The following is an 18183-nucleotide window of genomic DNA, read 5'->3' on the forward strand; positions in this document are numbered from 1 at the left end:
ATCAAATGTTAAGTAAATCACTCATCATGTTAAGTTTGATTAAATTATCGCGTGTTTTACACGTAATTCATAGTCGTAAATAAATTGGTTTTCAGTCCATCATATGCTTTTTAGGCACTCATTAATAAAAGAATTAATTTCAACGGCAGCAGGTGCTTTCCTCATTTTAATTGGAATCGTTGTCGCTCAGCGCGCTGGTAACTTAGTTCGACTTGCCGCTAAAGGTATCTTGCCTAACGACGCCATCACCACCATGCTAGGGTTTAACATGGTGAAATTTTTACCAATGGTACTCTCGCTCGCATTATTTTTGGCGGTATTAATGACACTATCCCGCTGGTATCGTGATTCTGAAATGGTGATCTGGTTTAGTGGTGGACTTAGCCTCAACCACTGGATTCGTCCAGTATTCACGTTCATTCTTCCCGTCATTCTGCTTATTCTGACGCTTAGCCTTTTTGTCATGCCATGGGCTACCAGCAAGGGCGAACTCTATCGAACTCAACTAGAGTCGCGTGATGACCTAGCCACCATTAGCCCAGGTGTATTTAAAGAATCTGCCAATGGAGAGCGCGTATTTTTTATGGAAAGTTTTGACGAACTGGGCAATGTCGTCAAAAACATTTTCGTGCAAACCTTACAACATCAAAAGCTAGGCGTGATTGTTGCGGCGGAGGGTAGTCGCTACACCGAGAAAAACGGCGATAACTTTGTACTGATGGAAAATGGTAAGCGCTATGAAGGCTCCAGAGGCAGTGCAGAATTCTCGACCACCGCTTTTGAGAAGTATGCGATTCGCATTGAAGCGAATGAAGCCAAAGAAAGACCGCCTAGCACCCAATCCAAGCCCACTAGCGAATTAGTTAGCTCAATCAACAGCACCAATAATGCGGAACTGCAATGGCGTATCGCCATCCCAATCTCCGCATTGATTTTATGCCTACTCGCGATCCCACTAAGCGCCTTAGACCCGCGTGCAGGACGCTCTGCCAACTTTGTACTCGCATTGATCATTTACATCATTTATAACAACCTACTCAGCATTTTTCAGGCTTGGGTTGCTCAAGGAAAGCTTAGTACGTTTATCGGTTTATGGCCCGTGCATCTATTCTTTTTAATGCTCACCATTTACATGTTCTACCGCCGCGGACGTCAACTACCCATACTGCCGAATATATTTTCAATGCGCTGGCTAAAAAAACGTCCTCAATCGGCATTCCCAAGCTAACAAGTTAGCCAGTTACCACTTTATGAAAATCATTACCCGTTATTTACTCAAAGAAATCACTGTCAATGTGCTGCTGATTACATTAGCGCTCATTGCCATGTTTTCATTCTTTGATTTGATACAAGAACTTGAGAACCTAGGTCAAGGCAGCTACGGCTTAGGCAAAGTAATACTGTTTGTCATACTGAGTGCACCTGGCCACGTCTATGATGTGATGCCGGTAGCCGTGCTTGTTGGCTGCATGTACAGCTTAGGGCAACTGGCGCGATACTCAGAGCTCATCGTGCTAAGGGTGAGCGGTATCTCACTTTACAGCCTTGCCACCACGCTATTAAAAGTGGGGATGATATTTACCGTCATCACTTTTCTTATCGGCGAACTGATTACCCCCCTCAGTGAAAAAATGGCACAGCGTCTGCGCATTAAGGCTACCGATTCTGTCATTGTGCAAGACTTCATGTCCGGCCTATGGGTCAAAGATGGCCGTAGCTTTGTGAACGTAGAAGAAGTGTTAGCGGACACTACGTTATTGAACATCCATATTTATGAGTTCGATGATAAATTCAATCTGCGCACCGTGAGCCATGCCGAAAAAGGGCTATTTGAAGATGAGCAATGGCATTTAAAGTCCGTCTCACAAACTCACTTTGAAAAAGACAATAACTACGTAAAGCATTTAGACAAAGCAACATGGCGTTCACTGATACGCCCAGAGCTATTGAATGTTTTATTGGTACTCCCAGAAAAAATGTCTGCATGGGACCTATATGCATACATTGACCATTTATCGATTAACAAACAGAAAACAACCCGCTATGAAATGGCGTTGTGGGCAAAACTTGTGTACCCGCTTGCCAGCCTAGTCATGGTGATATTGGCGCTCCCGTTTGCATTTATACAGCAACGCGCAACTGGTGCCAGCACCAAAATATTTATCGGCATCATGCTTGGGGTTTTATACCAGATTCTTAACCGAACCTTTGTGCATTTGGGCTTGTTAAACGACTGGGCACCAGCATTTAGTGCGATTACACCAACGGCACTATTTCTGCTGGCGGGTCTCGCGATGTTACGCCATATAGACCGTAGGTAAGCATAGACCGCAGGTAAGCTAAAACCCTTCATGCATTGACCAACCGTGAAGGGCTGAATCGACTTTTTAGGTAATGACGACCTTGCATTTAAGCAATCGATCATGCAAAAACAATCGATTCTTATCTACCACAGCCCACAAAAAACCTAGGCCGAACAATACTAAGCTTAAACTGGCTAACACATAGCGCATTAGTGCCGTCTGCTTAGAAAGTGGTGCATTATTTTGAGTGACTACTTTTAAATGCCAAGCCTGCATGGCAAGTGTCTGACCGCTTCTAGCCCAGCACCAGAGGTAATAAGCCCCTAGAATCGTCCACAAGAACATTTGTTGCAACAAACGCTTCATACCTTCTGTCGCGTCGCCAAATACGCCATAAAATATTCCTGCAAATACAATGCTCAGCGCAATTATAGTAAGCAGTTCATAGACCATGCATGCGCATAGCTTAAGTAAACTTGGGGCATGTTCTTTTGGCGGAATGGCAGATTGTTTTGGAAGGCTCATACAAAGGCTATTTCAGCACTATTTTAAAATAGGGTTTCAGAAACTATTACTAGAGAGTTTTGCACAAAGCGGAATATAGCTCAGTTTTTAATAAAAATATCAAAACCCATCATTCCCGCGAAAGCGGGAATCAATTTTAATGAAACATTTAGATGGATCCCCGCTTTCGCGAGGATGACGGATTTGTAAGTTTTTAGGGTTAAAACTACTTGGTGCAAAGCTCTAATTTAAAGAATTGCAGCGAACACTTAATTCAAGTCTGCATCGGTATAGGTATCTGGCGATTCAGCGCGCAATTTAGCACGCTCTGATTCTGGCAGTTGCTGATACTCTAGCCATTTCTTACGTAACTCACTTTTCTTATCTGCGGATAAGGCATTGAATTGCTGATGCCTTTTTCTTGCATTTTCACGCTCATACGGCGTCATTCGGCTCCAATTAGTCAGGCGTTTTTTAACTAAAGCCTGTTTCTCAGCATTCATCTTTGGGTAGTCACTGGCAATATCCAGCATTTTCTCACGTTGCCATGGGCGTAATGTATCCCACTCAGAAGCCAGTGGATTTAGCACCTTACGTTGTGCATCATTCAACTCGGCCCACGATACATCGGCCGCCTTAACGACTGAGACGCCAGAGATTAGCAGTGCGAATACAAAAACTAAACCTTTAAGCTTCAATTGGTATCCAGCCATGCAGTAAATCCCTTGTCTGCGTATGCTTCAGGCGGCAAATCAGAGGCCAACAAGAATGCATCGCTATTTTCTATTTGATGATTAACACTAAACTGTTGTACAGCGAAAAAAGTTAACAACATCACGCACACCACCAATAAGGTAGAAAAAACACGATGTTGCTCAAAATAATGTCCGAAACGCCCACCAAACCATTGTAAGGCATGACCATTTCGGTGCAATCTATGGCTTCCCGCCAACTGCGCTTCCTGACTCACTAATCGGCCTATCGCCAAGCTGCGTGCTTCTGCTAAACGCAGTGAGTGCTCATCAGATAATTTTTGCGCGCGACTATCTAGCAACTCAACAATATTGCGCGCTATTTGATCTTCAACGTTTGCTTCCAAAGATGCTTGTTGATTTATATGTCTGTTGTTATCGGTTTTCATTGCTCGCTCCTATTTTTCGAGCCATTATCTAGGTCCATTTAAGGTAACATTCGATAAGCCCAGCTTATCTAAGCCTTGCTTACGTAACTCTACAGCCAACGCATGCACTGCCCGTGAGCAATGAGTTTTAACGCTACCATCGGAGCATCCCATGATTTCTGCTGTTTCTGCCACGTCCATCTCCTCCCAGTAACGCAGCACAAACGCTTCGCGTTGACGTGCTGGTAGTTTTTCTAATGCGCGCTCTATCAATGCGATCGTTTGGCTACGTGCAATTTGAACAGAAGGCTCGTCACTGTCATCCCCTACGTCTATCGTATCAAGTGGATCACGGTCTTCATTATCATCAGCACTGCCCCCAAATGATGACAGCAGTGTCGTCCACAGGTTACGCACTTTTTGTCTGCGCCAATAATCGCGCATCGTATTTTGTAAAATACGCTGAAACAGCATGGGAAACTCTGAAACAGGTTGCGCGCCATATTTATCGGCAAGCTTCATCATAGCATCTTGCACGATATCAAGCGCAGCATGATCATCTCTGACCGCATAAGCCGTCTGCTTAAATGCACGCCGCTCTGTCGCTGCGAGAAAGTCAGAGAGTTCCTTGGGTGTTGCCATGTTAGAAATTAAACGCCATATTTAGATTGGTATTTTATACTGTTAACCAAATGACATGCTCAAATTGAGTAGCATATTCAGGCACACAGTATATCAGGTTTGTATTTTCAGCTAGACTTGCAACTAAACCGCGCCATGACTGTAGCTTTAAATAGCAACGCCAAATACGCCCACTGTATTACAAACTATTTAATCTTAGGTTTAAATGAATCAATCTTAGCTTAAGTGCTTTAATCACTGCGTCTTAAATCAACCAATATTTATTAAAAACCAAACGAAGCTGGCACTTTTAGTTACAATCTAAGCTTAATTATCAAGACAAGAGTAACTTTACATTATGTGGAAACTAATTTTTTGGGGGATCGTCATTTGGTTAGTGATTCAGCTGATTAAACGTGGCTTAAGCACCAATCAAAATAAATCCCCAGCGCAAAAAAATCAGGAAGAAGCTAATGTCGAGAATATGGTGGAATGTGAGCAATGTCATGTGCACTTGCCACGCTCTGAGGCATTTTTGGTAGACGGTAAATTTTACTGCTCCAAAGCGCATATCAAATCAGACGCTTCATAGCTAACAATGCCGATTAACTTTAGAACTTACACCAAGCCTCAAAATTTAGATGAACGATAATACGCTCTATCAAAATCTTACAGCGCAGAATGAGCTATCTCTTCAAGCGCGTACGATTCGTATTATTAATGTCTTTAGGCTCATACTAAGCTTAATTTTTGTATTATTTTCCTTATATATCGGTCAGGATAACTGGGGAGAAACTCAGGATGCGTCTTTATTCTTTAGCTTGTCTTTAGCATACTCTCTGTTCAGCTTCACCTCATTGCTGGTTGCACCTATTAGGTCTTCGGCGCTGGTCTTTTTCAACCCGGTGCAAATCATCATTGATATATTCTTCATCATTTTCATTATGCACGCTGCAGGCGGCATACAAAGTGGTTTAGGTTTATTGCTGATTATCACCATCGTCACTGCCAGCCTAATTAGCAACGGGCGCTTAGCTTTATTTTATGCTGCGATTGCATCAATAGGATTGTTGCTTGAGCAGAGCTATCAAATAGCCAAATGGGTCTTGCCAATTTCAGGGTACAGCCAGCCTGTCATGCTGAGTTTGAGCTGTTTTGCGACAGCCTGGCTGGGTTACAGCTTTGCCAAACGCATCATGCAAAGTGAAGCGCTGGCTTCTGCGCGTGGGATTGACCTAGAGAACTTAGCGCAAGTAAATGCGCTCATTACTGAAGAAATGCAGGATGGCGTGATTGTGATTGATCAGTTTCTCAATATTCGCCATCACAATTCGCAAGCGATGCCCTTGCTTACACGAACAAAAGTCAATGACGAAGAAACCGTTAAGCTTAGTGATAGTGCGATAGAAATCGCGCATGTATTCACACGCTGGATGCATGCAGAGAACATGAGTGAAAATATCATCATCTCAATTAACAATAAAGAGCTCAAACTAAGGCTAGAGCCAATTAACGATGATAATCGTCTATATGGTGCCGTCATCTTTATTCAAGACTGGAGTCAAATCCAGTCAGCCGCACAACAATCTAAACTAGCCGCGCTTGGGAGGCTGACAGCCAACATTGCACACGAAATACGCAACCCACTGAGCGCGATTAGCCATGCCAACCAGTTACTGCAAGAAGAAGACTTTAACGCGCAGGATAAGCGTATGCTGCAAATCATTGCGGACAATATTCAGCGCATTGATCAAATCATTAAAGATGTGCTTGAACTCAATCGCCGTGACCGCACCAACCAAGAAAAGCTATCAGTTAACCAATTCATCCTCGATTTTTACACCCAATTTTGTGCTGTAGAAAAAATACCGACCTCACACTTTCAGATAGCACCCCTTAAAGACACCTTATTCATTGCCTATGACCAGCGCCATTTGATGCAAATCCTGTGGAATTTGTGTAAAAATGGCTGGGAGCATAGCCATAAACAGGCTGGTAGCCTAAAGTTAAACTGTACAAAAAATGGACGTGCTGGTTTAAACTTAGAGGTTATCGATGATGGCGAAGGCGTGGCAGAAGAAAATCGCAACAAGCTATTTGAGCCTTTTTACACCACCAAAACAACAGGAAATGGCTTGGGCCTTTACATTTCACGCGAGCTTGCTGAAGCAAACGGTTCGCGCCTAAGCTACCAAAAGCTAGACGTCGGCAGCGCATTTATACTTAAGTTACAAACAATCAACTAATACCGCAATCCATTAAGGACCATATTTTAGTATGCAACAAAGACCTAGCTGCTTAATTGTTGATGATGAAACCGATATTCGCGAACTGCTAGCGATGACGCTAGAACGCATGGATGTTGAAACCTATAGTGCGAGTAGCTTAGACGAAGCGAAGGCCATGCTCAAACTGCGCACTTACGCACTATGTTTAACGGATATGCAAATGCCGAACGGCAGTGGTCTTGACCTTGTGAACTATATTAACGAATTTCATCTAGGCTTGCCTGTTGCAGTGATTACGGCGCACGCTAGTGCAGACAATGCTGTTTCTGCACTAAAAGCTGGTGCTTTTGACTATCTCGCCAAACCCATCTCACTCAAGCAGTTACGTCCCGTGATTGAGTCTGCACTTAAACTAAGCGCAGTGACTGGCCAACACACACCGAATACCTTAGGCATGATTGGCAATTCTGAACAAATTCAATATGTGCGCACCATGATTGCAAAAGTATCGCGCAGTCAGGCTCCGGTTTATATCAGCGGCGAATCTGGCAGCGGAAAAGAATTGGCGGCTAAACTTATCCACCAAAACAGCTCGCGTGCCGATGGTGCCTTTATCGCAGTCAACTGTGGCGCTATTCCTGAAAATTTAATGGAGAGTGAATTCTTCGGATATAAAAAAGGCGCATTCACAGGGGCAAATCAGGATAAAGAGGGCCTATTTCAAGCAGCTAATGGCGGAACCTTATTCTTAGACGAAGTTGCTGACTTGCCGCTTGCAATGCAGGTGAAGCTACTAAGAGCGATTCAAGAGAAGAAAGTACGGATGGTCGGTGGTACAAACGAAGAGGCCGTCGATGTACGCATCATTAGTGCGACACATAAAAACTTAACTGAAATGATGGATGCAGGTCAATTTAGAAAAGATTTGTATTATCGCCTTAACGTGATTCAACTTAAGATGCCAGCGCTACGCAGTCGCCCAGCCGATATCCCGTTGCTTACTGAAATGCTGCTCAATAAGCTCTGTCAGGCTCAACATATCACAACGCCTAAGATCGACGTTAAAGCACAGGGATATATCTCAAGCCTAGCATTCCCAGGCAATGTGCGCGAATTAGAGAATATGTTAGAACGCGCACTCGCACTATGCGATGGCCAGACGATTACCGTTGAGGACGTACTGACGGAGGGAAGCCCAGAGGGGCAGACCAATACTTCAAACGCGATGTTTGATAGCCATCATTCCAGTGATATCAACCTGACTGATTACCTTGAAGAGGTAGAAAAAAAGGCCATCATTCAGGCCTTAGATAAAACTAATAATAACAAAACGGCTGCAGCCAAACTGCTAGGCGTTACATTCCGCACCTTACGCTATCGACTTGCGAAACTAGGTCTCACAAAAGACAGCGACCTAGACTTAGAGAGTGATACGGAAGATAACTAAACCCATCAAATCCAACAAACTGATGCCCTGCCTATGATGGGCACAGCATCAGCAATACAATCAATAACTTACGCTAACACCAAGAACAGATAAGTGATATAGATGGCACCATTCACTAACAAGTGCCAAACACGCAAGCCACCTTTTTGCACCAAATAACGCAGCCAAATCGCAGCAACAAGTGTCAATACAATGCCTAACAGCACTTCACGGCGCGGTTCCCAAGGGGTGAGCATGATACCAATCGCTGGTAACAATGTGCCTTGAAACACCATGGCACCTGTAATGTTGCCAAAAGCTAGCGTGTCCTTACCTTTACGTATCCATAAAATACTATTAACTTTTTCTGGGAGCTCGGTTGCAATCGGAATAATCAACAGAGAGAGTAACAACGCTGAAATACCAAGCAAATGAGAGGCTTCTTCTACGCCACCGATAAAGCCCTTAGCACCAGCTACTAGCAAGGCCAAACCTAAGAACAATTGTATATAGATAACGACTGTATTGTTTGGTAGCCCTAACTTGCATAAAAACATCTCGCCACCCGCTTCAGTGGCATGCCCATCGTCAACGAGCGCTTTTGATGCGCGTAATGTCAACATGACATACACAAAATAAATCAGCACCATACAAAAACCCAAGCCATAACGGACAACACTTAAGCTATGCGGTACAAACATGGCAATCGCCGCAAAGCTAAATGCGATAATGAAGAAGTTAAGGTCACGTGCTAACCCAGTACGCTCAGGTCTTAGATGCCCCTGTGTACCTCGGCTGCGCCAAACTGAAACAGCCATAAGGCAGATAGAAAGTGTCGCTAACATCAACGGCGCACCCAAAATAGCACCTACACCAATCTCCTCATTGGTTGCAGCATTTTGCGTACCGGCTAGCAATGCAAGTAAAGGTACTGAGGTCTCTGGCAATGCGGTACCTACCGCCGCAAATAAAGAGCCAGTCACCCCTTCTGAAATGCCTAACTTTTCACCCAAATGCTCAAGCGCATTGGTAAACACCTCTGCGGCGATCAAAATCACAATAAGCATTACTAACAGTTCTAAAAACACCATTTAAATTTCCTTTATTTGAAGCATCACTTCATTAATGTTGGCATTTTAAACTGAACTCAGCATAAAATTAGCAATCATGGAAAATTACGCAATAAATAATGATGGTTTCGTGGCGCATGCGCAACAAATCGCATCCCCTAACTTTGATGCACGTCCCGATGCAGAGATTAGTTTGATTGTGATTCATAACATTAGCCTACCCCCAAGCCAATATGGTGGCAATGGCATTATTGAGCTTTTTACTAACCAGCTAGACCCTGATGAGCATCCTTATTATGCGGGCATTTACACCCATCAAGTGTCAGCCCATTTTCTAATCCGCCGTGACGGCACGCTCATACAGTTTGTGTCATGTCTGAACCGAGCATGGCATGCGGGTAAGTCTAATTGGCAATCGCGCGAACGTTGTAACGATTTCTCGGTCGGAATAGAGCTTGAGGGGTCTGATTTCGAAGCGTTTGAGGATGCCCAGTACCAAACCCTCAATAAATTAGTAACTTGCCTCAACAATAGCTACCCGATTCAAGCTATAGTAGGCCATTCAGACATTGCGCCAGACAGAAAAACTGACCCTGGCCCCTATTTTGACTGGCAAAAATTAACACACCACCATCATTAAAAATAATCAACTTATGCAAAGAATTTTTAGCCTGACTTTATTAACTTTTTTTGCCAGCATGCTCTTTGCATGTGGTGCAAATGATGAAAATAAACAAGAAGCCAATAAAAACGGGCCTAAACCTACGTTGGTGACCGTTTCCGCTGTGCAAGATGCACCTGTTGAAATAACGGAAGAGGGCATCGGCTCACTTGAAGGATTGGTTGACCCAACGCTCAAGGCAGAAGTTGCTGCGCGCATCATTAAGGTATATGTCAGCCCTGGTGACACGGTAAAACAAGGGCAACTTGTCGCCACACTAGACCCTACTGAATTTAATCTACAAGAGCGGGAAGCGCAGGCGGAAGTAGGACGCATTGAAGCACTATTGAATAATCAGTCCAAGACTGTTGCTCGGAATCAGGCCTTAGTCGATAAAAAATTTATTTCACAAACTGCTGTGGACACCAGTGTAGCGGATCAAAATGTACTTAAAGAGCAACTAGTCGCGGCCAAAGCGCGGATTAGTACCATTCGCAATAGCACTGGAAAAACCAGAATTTTCGCCCCTACTGACGGTGTGGTGGAAAGTAAGATTGTAGACACGGGAGAATATGTAAATGTTGGCGACCCGATTGTGCAAATCATTTCCAATAAACTGCTACGGGCTTACATTCCTTTTCCAGAGCGTGCCGGTACGCAACTTAAAGCGGGCTTAAAACTAAGACTCACCACACCGACAAGCGACACCCCGGTTGAAACAGTCATCCGTGAACTTAAGCCATTAATTACGGCAAGCAACCGCACGATTATGGTGATTGCTGATGTGAAGAATGTGGCAGGATGGCAAGCTGGTGGCAGCGTGAATGCCAGTGTTATTTTAGGTGAGCGTGCTTCTGCAATGATGGTGCCGGAACAAAGCGTGATATTGCGCCCAGCTGGGCAAGTCGTCTACGTCGTCAAAGACAACATCGCCTACCAAGCGATCGTCACAACAGGTTTACGTAAAAATGGCTTGATTGAGATTACTGACGGTGTCAGCGTGAACGATGTCGTCGTTGTCGATGGCGCGGGCTTTTTAACCGACAAGGCACCGGTCAAAATTGCCAGTAATTCCTCAACATCACGATAATCATTGATACTTTTACCCCATGACGCTACCTGAACTCTCTATCAAACGCCATGTGCTGGCCTGGATGTTATCTGGCGTCATCGTGTTATTCGGCATTATCTCGTACAACCGTATTGGTGTAGACCGCCTCCCTGCGATTGATTTTCCAATCATCATGGTGACGACCACATTACGTGGCGCTAACCCTGATGTGGTTGACACCAGCATCACCAGCATCATTGAATCTGCCATCAACACTACGCCGGGCATTGAGCATATCCAGTCATCCTCGTCACCGGGCGTATCCAGTATCAGCATTACTTTTTCTTTGGATAAAGACATCGATGTTGCCTATAACGAGGTACAGTCTAAAGTAAATCAAGTACTGCGCCGCCTGCCCACCGACACCGACCCGCCCTCTGTTCAAAAGGTAGACACCAATGCCTCTGCTGTGATTTGGCTAGCCCTAAGTGGCGACCGTACTATCCAGCAACTCAACCTTTACGCGAATAATGTATTAAAGAAAAAATTTGAAACCATTAACGGCGTGGGAGAAGTGTCCATCGGAGGACGCCGTGATCGGGTGATTCGCGTCAATGTAAATCCTGAGCGTATGGCCGCTTACAAGCTTGCTGCCACTGACTTAATCAGCGCTTTTAACCGCGAGCATATTCAATTACCGGGTGGGTTTTTAGTCAGCTCACAAGCTGAACAGCTATTAAAACTCGATCTTGAATTTCATGACATTAACGATTTATCCAACTTAATTATTAGCACTAAAGATGGCGTGCCAATTCGGCTAAAAGATGTCGCCAAAGTTGAAGATGGCCTCACAGACAATCGCCAAATTGCCCGATACAATGGCAAGCCGACTGTCGGTTTAGGGATGGTGAAGGTGGCTAATGCCAATACGGTAGAGATTATTAAAGAAGTTGAGCGTAGGCTTGAACAGGATATACGCCCCAACCTGCCGCCTGGCCTCAGCCTAGAAATCTCGACTAACGACTCCATCTTCATTAATCAAATGGTGGCCTCTCTCAAAGAACACTTAGTGGAAGGCACCTTATTTGCAGCGTTAATTGTGCTGATTTTTATGCGTTCATTCAGCTCCACTGTGATGATTTGTCTCGAAATTCCAGTCTCGTTATTAGGTGCGATTGCGGTGATGTATTTTGCCGGCTATACATTCAATAGCATGACACTACTGGCACTATTACTGCTGATCGGTGTGGTGGTTGATGACGCAATTGTGGTGCGTGAAAGTATTCTGCGGCACATGTCTGGAGAAGTAGGCGAAGCTCTTAGCCCTGAGGATATGAAGCACCCTGGCAAAGTGGCTTTATTTCGCTCACAAGCCACTAAAAACGGTAGCAACGAAGTGGTGTTTGCCGTACTAGCTTCGTCATTATCACTGGTATGTATCTTTGCGCCAGTGATTTTTATGAACGGCGTGATTGGAATGTTCTTTAAATCCTTCGCCGTGGTTGTCACATTTGGCGTACTCGTTTCTCTATTCGTTTCACTCACCCTGACGCCTATGCTGTGCTCACGCTATTTAAGCGTAACGCATAAAGAAAATGCTGCATACCGCCTAACAGGGCGCGGATTAGACTACCTTGATGAGCAATATAAAAAACTACTGAAAGTGACACTGAGGCATCGGGGTTTTGTGCTGATATTCACTGCAGTATTTGTAGCAGCATCGGGTTATCTAACCCTTAAGTATGTAGAAAAAGACTTTGTACCAGAATCTGACGAAAGTAGTTTTGGTATCAGCCTGAAAACACCACTAGGTTCCAGCCTTGATTACACTGATTCCAGACTCAAGATGGTTGAAGCTATACTAAAAAATCATCCGAATGAAGTAGATAGTTATTTTTCATCAATAGGCACAGGCTCTCGTGGGCAAGTCAATGAGGCGCGAGTAAATGTGCGTCTAAAACCCAAAGAACTAAGGACAAAAAGCCAGCAAACCTTAATCAAAGAACTTAAAGTCGAGCTCGAACAAGTGCCTGGTGCGCGCGCACTGGCAGCACCCGCATCCGTGGTGCGTGGGCAACGCTCTGAAAAACTCCAATTCAATTTAACCGGCAATAATCTGCAAGAACTAGGGCGAATCTCTAAGCTATTGCAGCAATCATTAGGTGATAACCCAGAAATGGGCAGGGTGGATTTAGATGTACAGCTAGATTTACCACAGTTAGATGTACAAATAGACCGTGTACGTGCCGCCACACTGGGACTCAATGCTCAAGAAATTGCTACGGCAGTCAGTTTATATGCCGGCGGTATTAATGTAGCTAAATACAATGAAGCCGTAGGTGATGGCCAGCGTTATGACGTGCGCATTAAAGCTACCGAAGGAGATTTAACGAACGTCACGGATTTAAGTAAGATTTACCTGAGAAGTGACAGTGGGGAGCTGGTGCGTCTTGATGCCGTTGCTAAGTTTAAACAGGAGCTCGGCCCTGCCGTGATTGGCCGCTATGATTTGCAATATGCCGTCAACTTTTATGCAAACCCAAATATGCCGCTAGGTGAGGCGGTGAATTTAGTTAAAGTGGCAGCTGCTACCATCGTGCCGCCGGAATACACGCTAAAACTCACAGGCCAAGCAGAGGAGTTTGGTAAGACGTTTAAAAACATACAGTTTGTATTTCTACTCGCCTTTGTTTTACTGTACATGGTGCTAGCAAGCCAGTTTAATTCATTCGTTCAGCCTTTACTTGTGATGTTGGCTCAACCACTGGCGATTATCGGTGGCCTGATTGCACTGCTGATTTCAGGCGATAGCCTCAATATGTACTCCATGATTGGCTTGGTACTGCTAATAGGCTTGGTAGCTAAAAACTCGATTCTCTTGGTAGATTTAACCAATCAGCTGTTAGATAAAGTGAGAGAAAGTGGCGAAATAATTAACAAAGCGCATATTAATGCGGCGTTGAGCGAAGCTTGTCCGGTGCGTCTACGCCCAGTATTAATGACTTCACTCACCATCATTTTAGCGCTGCTTCCCGCGGCGATGGGTTTAGGTGCCGGCTCAGAAACCAACAAGCCGCTCTCAGTTGCGATTATAGGCGGGATGATTTCATCCACACTGCTGACGCTGGTGGTTGTCCCCGCGGCTTACTCCCTGCTCATCGGCTGGATTAGCCAGCGTCACACCAGCCATCACCCTACAGCACAAAACACTTAAAGATATCAATTCTGGCATCGCAACCATCCTGTTTAAGTTGTAGTGTTTAACCCCGCGATGCCAGCACACACTGAGAATGTAAATTCTCATTAATTAGCGTCATTTACCTTTACCCTTCAATAAGTTGAGTGCTACTATTTGACGGCCATTTGTATTACTTGCTTATGAAAGTGATCGCTTTAATCAACAGATTAAGCATGTGTCCACTATAAAAAATAATCAATAAGGGAGCATCAATGTCAAATCGTCAAACGCCTGTTGTATTTACAGGCAGAGCAGGTGAGTACTTTGGTATTTGGATCGTCAACTTACTGCTGTCCATCGTCACCTTAGGTATTTATTCTGCATGGGCAAAAGTACGTCGGAATAAATATTTCTACAACAACACGCTGATTGACAGTGTGGGCTTTGATTATCATGCAAGCCCGATTGCGATTCTTAAAGGACGCATCATCGCAGTGGTGCTGTTTGTGCTCTATCAAGTGTTTGCCGGCTTTAGCCCAATTGCAGCAGGTATTCTATTAGTCGCATTTTTATTTGCTTTGCCGTGGATCGTAATACGCGGCCTCATGTTTAATGCGCGCAACTCCAGTCACCGCGGCTTAAGATTTGACTTTGATGGCAGCTATCTGCAGGCGGCTCTCGCGTTTATTGTGTATCCAATCTTAGTAGTGATCACATTAGGGCTTGCTTTACCGTTTGTTGCACAGCGCGTTAATCAGTTTGCTTTCAACCATCATAAGTTCGGCCTGAGCCGGTTTCAAATGCAAGCGCTAGTGAAAGACTTTTACATGGTTTACCTAAAACTAGCCGCTGTTATATTGGCGATTAGTTTAGCGATATACCTAGGTGTAAGTAGTTTGGCTAGCCATCACAAACATGACACTGTTAGCATTAATCAACACTCACTACAAGCCCAGTCCACTGCGACAGAAGATGGTTTTATTAAAGTAGCTGATACAGCAGAAACGCAATCCACAGCAGACTACCTGAAAGACTTAAGCCCAGAGGACCGTGCTGAATTTGAAGCGCAAATGAAAGCATACGAAGCACAAATACAAGATACTGAATCCCAAAGTGCCGAATCTCATGCTGGTGAGCATGTAAAAAAAGAAAACCCTATTGAAAAAATGTTTGGTCCGTATGCTGCGATGCTAGGCCCCATGATATATGCCATTTTTCTGGGTATTGCATTATTTTATATGGCCATAATTTTCTTAGTCACTGCGTATATCAGATCAAGAATTACCAATCTCATTTGGAACGGTACCTCACTTGAACATATTTCCTTTACCAGCAATCAACGCATGCGTGACTTAGTCTGGCTGTATTTTTCCAATACGATCATTCTGTTTCTGACATTAGGTTTAGCCACGCCTTGGGCCCAAATCAGAATGGCACGTTATCGTGCTGAGCGACTAGTCTTAACTGGCGAAACAGACTGGGATAAATTTGTGGGTGAGAAAAAAGAAATGTCACGCGCCATGGGCGAAGAAATTGCCGAAATGTTTGATGTAGATCTTTCTTTTGGTTAGTACGCAACTCATGCAGTTTGATGCAGACTATTTTGATGGCATCAGCCCCCGTGCACAGCGGGTGCTGGTGAGCATCACGGATAACGCATTTACTTTTAATGTGACTATGGCTAGCAGTGACAGCGCATCACCCACCAGCCACATTTTTTTCATTAAAGATTGCCACATTCAAGCCAAGCTGGGCAGAGGACGGCGCCTCATCGATTTACCAGATAGTAGCCGACTGGAAACTGACTTTCAGGACATAGAACAACATCTACCAAGAAAATCGGCCCACCTGTTTTGGCGCACAATTCACTATGCTGAATCACACTTATTGGTAATCATCATTGCGCTCATCGGCATCGTGCTATCAAGCTTGTTACTATTGAAATATGGCGTGCCAGTAGCCGCAAAATTTGCAGCGTTAGCAACACCTCCAAGTATTGAAAAAGACCTGGGTAAACAAACACTAGCGGCCTTAGATCATCAACTGGGGTATTTCACCCCCTCCGAACTATCGGACGCAAAAAAAGCAGCCATCGAATCAGCATTAAAAGATTTGTGCTTAAAAACTGGTGATTGCCCAGACTACCAGCTCAACTTTAGAAAAAGCCCTACCATTGGCGCTAATGCATTTGCATTACCTGGCGGCTATTTAATCATGACCGATGAGTTAGTTGCGCTGGCTAAAGATAACAACGAAATTATTGCCGTACTCGCCCATGAACTAGGCCACGTAAAAGGCCGTCATGCGTTAAGACAAACGTTACAAGGCACCATCTCGGGCATCATTGTGATTGCCATCACGGGTGATGTAAGCAGCATTGCAGCGGGCCTACCTGCACTGATGCTCAACATGAGTTACTCACGTGACCTAGAAGTGGATGCAGACCACTACGCACTTACCTCGCTTAGAGCGGCATGCATACCAACACAGTCATTTGCGTCTTTGTTATTAAAACTAGAAAAAAGTCATGGCGGCACAACTGCACCTGAAATGATTTCATCGCACCCGAACACCAAAGAGCGGGTTATGCCTTTTTTAAGCAAACAGCATCAATGTGAGCATCCGCACAGCTAATCATATAGCTGAATCTCTACAAAGCTACAGCAATTAGACGTGAGTCCATACATAAACTCACATCATGAATTAATGAAAGGCCACTTATTAATGAGTAGCCAAGGCGTTCGGTGCTTCCACGGTAAGTTTTTGTGCAACTAATTTTTGCACCACCAAGCTACCGACAATATCACCCTGCACATTCACCGTAGTTCGCAAAGTATCTAATAAGCGATCTATCGGCAACAAAATCGCGATGGCTTCGGCAGGCAAGCCCACCGATTGCAACACCATCACCATGGTGACCATCCCTGCACTGGGAATCCCTGGCGCGCCCACGGCAGCAATCATTGCTGTAAGAAATACAATCAGCTGCTGCATAAAACTCAACTCGACACCAACCAGATTAGCAATAAATAAGGCGGCAATCGCCTCATACAGCGCTGTACCATCCATGTTAACCGTTGCCCCCAACGGCACCACAAAGCCTGCTATTTCTGGCTTTACATGTAGGTGCTGCGTCACACAGCGCATGGTCACAGGCAAGGTAGCAGAACTTGAACTCGTTGCAAATGCTGTCAACAAAGCCTCGCGTGAGCCTTGAAAAAACCACCATGGTGATTTTCGCGTTATTACATATAGCACCAGAGGTAACACCACCACGCCGTGCAACAAGGTAACACCAACGACAACAGCAACAAACTTACCTAGTGTGCTCAACATCGCAACATCCTGCACCGCGATCAATCTAATCAAAAGCGCCATAATACCGAGAGGTGCCAGATACATGACCCATCTCACAATCAACATCGTGAGGTCTAGCGCTTCTTGTAACAGTAGATGCAAATGCTTAAAGCGCTCACCGCCAACCACCAAAGCCACACCCAAAATAAGCGCAAACATAACAACAGCGAGCACATTACCTTTCGCTAAAGCGTCAAACGGGTTCATAAACAAACCATGTAAGAACTGTGCAAAAAACTCAGGTAAAGGCAATTGCTTTGCTTCAAAACCCTGCATAGCCTCTGCAAACATCGTGATATGTAAGCCACTGCCAGGCTTAAAATAATTGGCCGCCAGTAACCCTAAACTAATCGCAATCATCATGGTTGCTGTAAAGTAAATAAGCGTAGTGACCCACACACGATGCATTTGCTGATGTGCGCGTAAATTGGCAATTCCCACTGAAATTGAACAAAATACCAGTGGTATTAATATCATTTTAAGCAGATCAATAAACAACGTGCCGGCTAATCCAGCGGTATAGAGACCAGCCTTTACCAGCTGATGTTCAGTGCCTAATGTGTGGAAATACATCCCCACCACAACGCCTATAATGGCTGCAAATAATATCTGGAGGTTGAGGCTGGGTAACTTCATACAACAAAAGCCTTTACATAGAAAAAGC

At 44.5% G+C, this 18183-nt stretch carries 16 protein-coding genes; 10 read left to right on the forward strand and 6 right to left on the reverse strand.

Annotated features, from left to right (window positions below; all coding sequences use genetic code 11):
- The first annotated feature begins 103 nt into the window (after positions 1 to 103).
- Both lptF and lptG read left to right on the forward strand, forming a co-directional pair.
- Complete coding sequence (lptF, locus tag FG24_RS03470) at positions 104 to 1228, forward strand: LPS export ABC transporter permease LptF (RefSeq protein ID WP_036301051.1); 1125 nt, start codon at positions 104 to 106, stop codon at positions 1226 to 1228.
- A 22-nt stretch (positions 1229 to 1250) separates the two neighbouring features.
- On the forward strand, positions 1251 to 2321 hold the full coding sequence (lptG, locus tag FG24_RS03475) for an LPS export ABC transporter permease LptG (protein ID WP_036301054.1): 1071 nt from the start codon (positions 1251 to 1253) through the stop codon (positions 2319 to 2321).
- A 66-nt stretch (positions 2322 to 2387) separates the two neighbouring features.
- Here the strand turns inward: lptG and FG24_RS03480 are convergent, their stop codons facing one another.
- The 4 genes from FG24_RS03480 to FG24_RS03495 all read right to left on the reverse strand — a co-directional run bounded on the left by FG24_RS03480 (position 2388) and on the right by FG24_RS03495 (position 4569).
- Entirely contained in the window at positions 2388 to 2828 is a 441-nt protein-coding gene (locus tag FG24_RS03480) for an RDD family protein (protein WP_081880930.1), read from the reverse strand.
- Between the two features lie 248 nt (positions 2829 to 3076).
- Positions 3077 to 3520: a DUF3106 domain-containing protein gene (locus FG24_RS03485; RefSeq protein WP_036301056.1), complete on the reverse strand. Its 444-nt coding sequence runs from the start codon at positions 3518 to 3520 to the stop codon at positions 3077 to 3079.
- The gene (locus FG24_RS03490; RefSeq protein WP_036301058.1) at positions 3502 to 3948 is read right to left on the reverse strand and encodes a DUF3619 family protein; all 447 of its coding nucleotides are present in this window, start codon (positions 3946 to 3948) and stop codon (positions 3502 to 3504) included. The genes FG24_RS03485 and FG24_RS03490 overlap by 19 nt, the downstream gene beginning before the upstream one ends.
- Positions 3949 to 3972: 24 nt before the next feature.
- Positions 3973 to 4569, reverse strand: coding sequence for an RNA polymerase sigma factor (locus FG24_RS03495; RefSeq protein WP_036301060.1), 597 nt, complete (start codon positions 4567 to 4569; stop codon positions 3973 to 3975).
- A gap of 337 nt (positions 4570 to 4906) precedes the next feature.
- Between FG24_RS03495 and FG24_RS03500 the strand changes: the two genes are divergently transcribed.
- From FG24_RS03500 to FG24_RS03510, 3 genes are read left to right on the forward strand one after another with little or no spacing between them, the layout of a single operon-like run.
- Positions 4907 to 5140: a PP0621 family protein gene (locus FG24_RS03500; RefSeq protein ID WP_036301063.1), complete on the forward strand. Its 234-nt coding sequence runs from the start codon at positions 4907 to 4909 to the stop codon at positions 5138 to 5140.
- A gap of 49 nt (positions 5141 to 5189) precedes the next feature.
- Positions 5190 to 6794 (forward strand): two-component system sensor histidine kinase NtrB, encoded by a 1605-nt coding sequence (locus FG24_RS03505; RefSeq protein WP_036301066.1) that lies wholly within the window; start codon positions 5190 to 5192, stop codon positions 6792 to 6794.
- 31 nt (positions 6795 to 6825) lie between these two features.
- The gene (locus tag FG24_RS03510; RefSeq protein ID WP_036301069.1) at positions 6826 to 8223 is read left to right on the forward strand and encodes a sigma-54-dependent transcriptional regulator; all 1398 of its coding nucleotides are present in this window, start codon (positions 6826 to 6828) and stop codon (positions 8221 to 8223) included.
- A gap of 68 nt (positions 8224 to 8291) precedes the next feature.
- On the opposite strand, the gene FG24_RS03515 is transcribed toward FG24_RS03510, so the two are convergent.
- Positions 8292 to 9293 (reverse strand): sodium:calcium antiporter, encoded by a 1002-nt coding sequence (locus FG24_RS03515; protein ID WP_036301072.1) that lies wholly within the window; start codon positions 9291 to 9293, stop codon positions 8292 to 8294.
- Between the two features lie 76 nt (positions 9294 to 9369).
- Here FG24_RS03515 and ampD point away from each other — a divergent pair, with 76 nt between their 5' ends.
- From ampD to FG24_RS12380, 5 genes are all read left to right on the forward strand, one after another.
- Entirely contained in the window at positions 9370 to 9912 is a 543-nt protein-coding gene (ampD, locus tag FG24_RS03520; RefSeq protein ID WP_036301075.1) for a 1,6-anhydro-N-acetylmuramyl-L-alanine amidase AmpD, read from the forward strand.
- 13 nt (positions 9913 to 9925) lie between these two features.
- On the forward strand, positions 9926 to 11023 hold the full coding sequence (locus tag FG24_RS03525) for an efflux RND transporter periplasmic adaptor subunit (RefSeq protein ID WP_036301078.1): 1098 nt from the start codon (positions 9926 to 9928) through the stop codon (positions 11021 to 11023).
- A gap of 19 nt (positions 11024 to 11042) precedes the next feature.
- The gene (locus FG24_RS03530) at positions 11043 to 14198 is read left to right on the forward strand and encodes an efflux RND transporter permease subunit (RefSeq protein WP_036301080.1); all 3156 of its coding nucleotides are present in this window, start codon (positions 11043 to 11045) and stop codon (positions 14196 to 14198) included.
- A 236-nt stretch (positions 14199 to 14434) separates the two neighbouring features.
- Positions 14435 to 15733, forward strand: coding sequence for a YjgN family protein (locus FG24_RS03535; protein ID WP_036301082.1), 1299 nt, complete (start codon positions 14435 to 14437; stop codon positions 15731 to 15733).
- Between the two features lie 10 nt (positions 15734 to 15743).
- Complete coding sequence (locus FG24_RS12380) at positions 15744 to 16796, forward strand: M48 family metallopeptidase (RefSeq protein WP_051901415.1); 1053 nt, start codon at positions 15744 to 15746, stop codon at positions 16794 to 16796.
- An 87-nt stretch (positions 16797 to 16883) separates the two neighbouring features.
- Here the strand turns inward: FG24_RS12380 and FG24_RS03545 are convergent, their stop codons facing one another.
- Complete coding sequence (locus tag FG24_RS03545) at positions 16884 to 18155, reverse strand: dicarboxylate/amino acid:cation symporter (RefSeq protein WP_036301085.1); 1272 nt, start codon at positions 18153 to 18155, stop codon at positions 16884 to 16886.
- Positions 18156 to 18183 lie beyond the last annotated feature (28 nt).

Source organism: Methylotenera sp. L2L1 (genome assembly GCF_000744605.1).
Classification (GTDB): Bacteria; Pseudomonadota; Gammaproteobacteria; order Burkholderiales; family Methylophilaceae; genus Methylotenera.

Bases quoted from the DNA above. Each gene is read 5' to 3' on its own strand.
- ampD (WP_036301075.1), top strand. From the start codon at position 9,370: ATGGAAAATTACGCAATAAATAATGATGGTTTCGTGGCGCATGCGCAA.
- FG24_RS03485 (WP_036301056.1), bottom strand. From the start codon at position 3,520: ATGGCTGGATACCAATTGAAGCTTAAAGGTTTAGTTTTTGTATTCGCA.
- FG24_RS03515 (WP_036301072.1), bottom strand. From the start codon at position 9,293: ATGGTGTTTTTAGAACTGTTAGTAATGCTTATTGTGATTTTGATCGCC.
- FG24_RS03490 (WP_036301058.1), bottom strand. From the start codon at position 3,948: ATGAAAACCGATAACAACAGACATATAAATCAACAAGCATCTTTGGAA.
- FG24_RS03480 (WP_081880930.1), bottom strand. From the start codon at position 2,828: ATGAGCCTTCCAAAACAATCTGCCATTCCGCCAAAAGAACATGCCCCA.
- FG24_RS03505 (WP_036301066.1), top strand. From the start codon at position 5,190: ATGAACGATAATACGCTCTATCAAAATCTTACAGCGCAGAATGAGCTA.
- lptF (WP_036301051.1), top strand. From the start codon at position 104: ATGCTTTTTAGGCACTCATTAATAAAAGAATTAATTTCAACGGCAGCA.
- FG24_RS03535 (WP_036301082.1), top strand. From the start codon at position 14,435: ATGTCAAATCGTCAAACGCCTGTTGTATTTACAGGCAGAGCAGGTGAG.
- FG24_RS03530 (WP_036301080.1), top strand. From the start codon at position 11,043: ATGACGCTACCTGAACTCTCTATCAAACGCCATGTGCTGGCCTGGATG.
- FG24_RS03545 (WP_036301085.1), bottom strand. From the start codon at position 18,155: ATGAAGTTACCCAGCCTCAACCTCCAGATATTATTTGCAGCCATTATA.
- FG24_RS03500 (WP_036301063.1), top strand. From the start codon at position 4,907: ATGTGGAAACTAATTTTTTGGGGGATCGTCATTTGGTTAGTGATTCAG.
- FG24_RS03525 (WP_036301078.1), top strand. From the start codon at position 9,926: ATGCAAAGAATTTTTAGCCTGACTTTATTAACTTTTTTTGCCAGCATG.
- FG24_RS03510 (WP_036301069.1), top strand. From the start codon at position 6,826: ATGCAACAAAGACCTAGCTGCTTAATTGTTGATGATGAAACCGATATT.
- lptG (WP_036301054.1), top strand. From the start codon at position 1,251: ATGAAAATCATTACCCGTTATTTACTCAAAGAAATCACTGTCAATGTG.
- FG24_RS03495 (WP_036301060.1), bottom strand. From the start codon at position 4,569: ATGGCAACACCCAAGGAACTCTCTGACTTTCTCGCAGCGACAGAGCGG.
- FG24_RS12380 (WP_051901415.1), top strand. From the start codon at position 15,744: ATGCAGTTTGATGCAGACTATTTTGATGGCATCAGCCCCCGTGCACAG.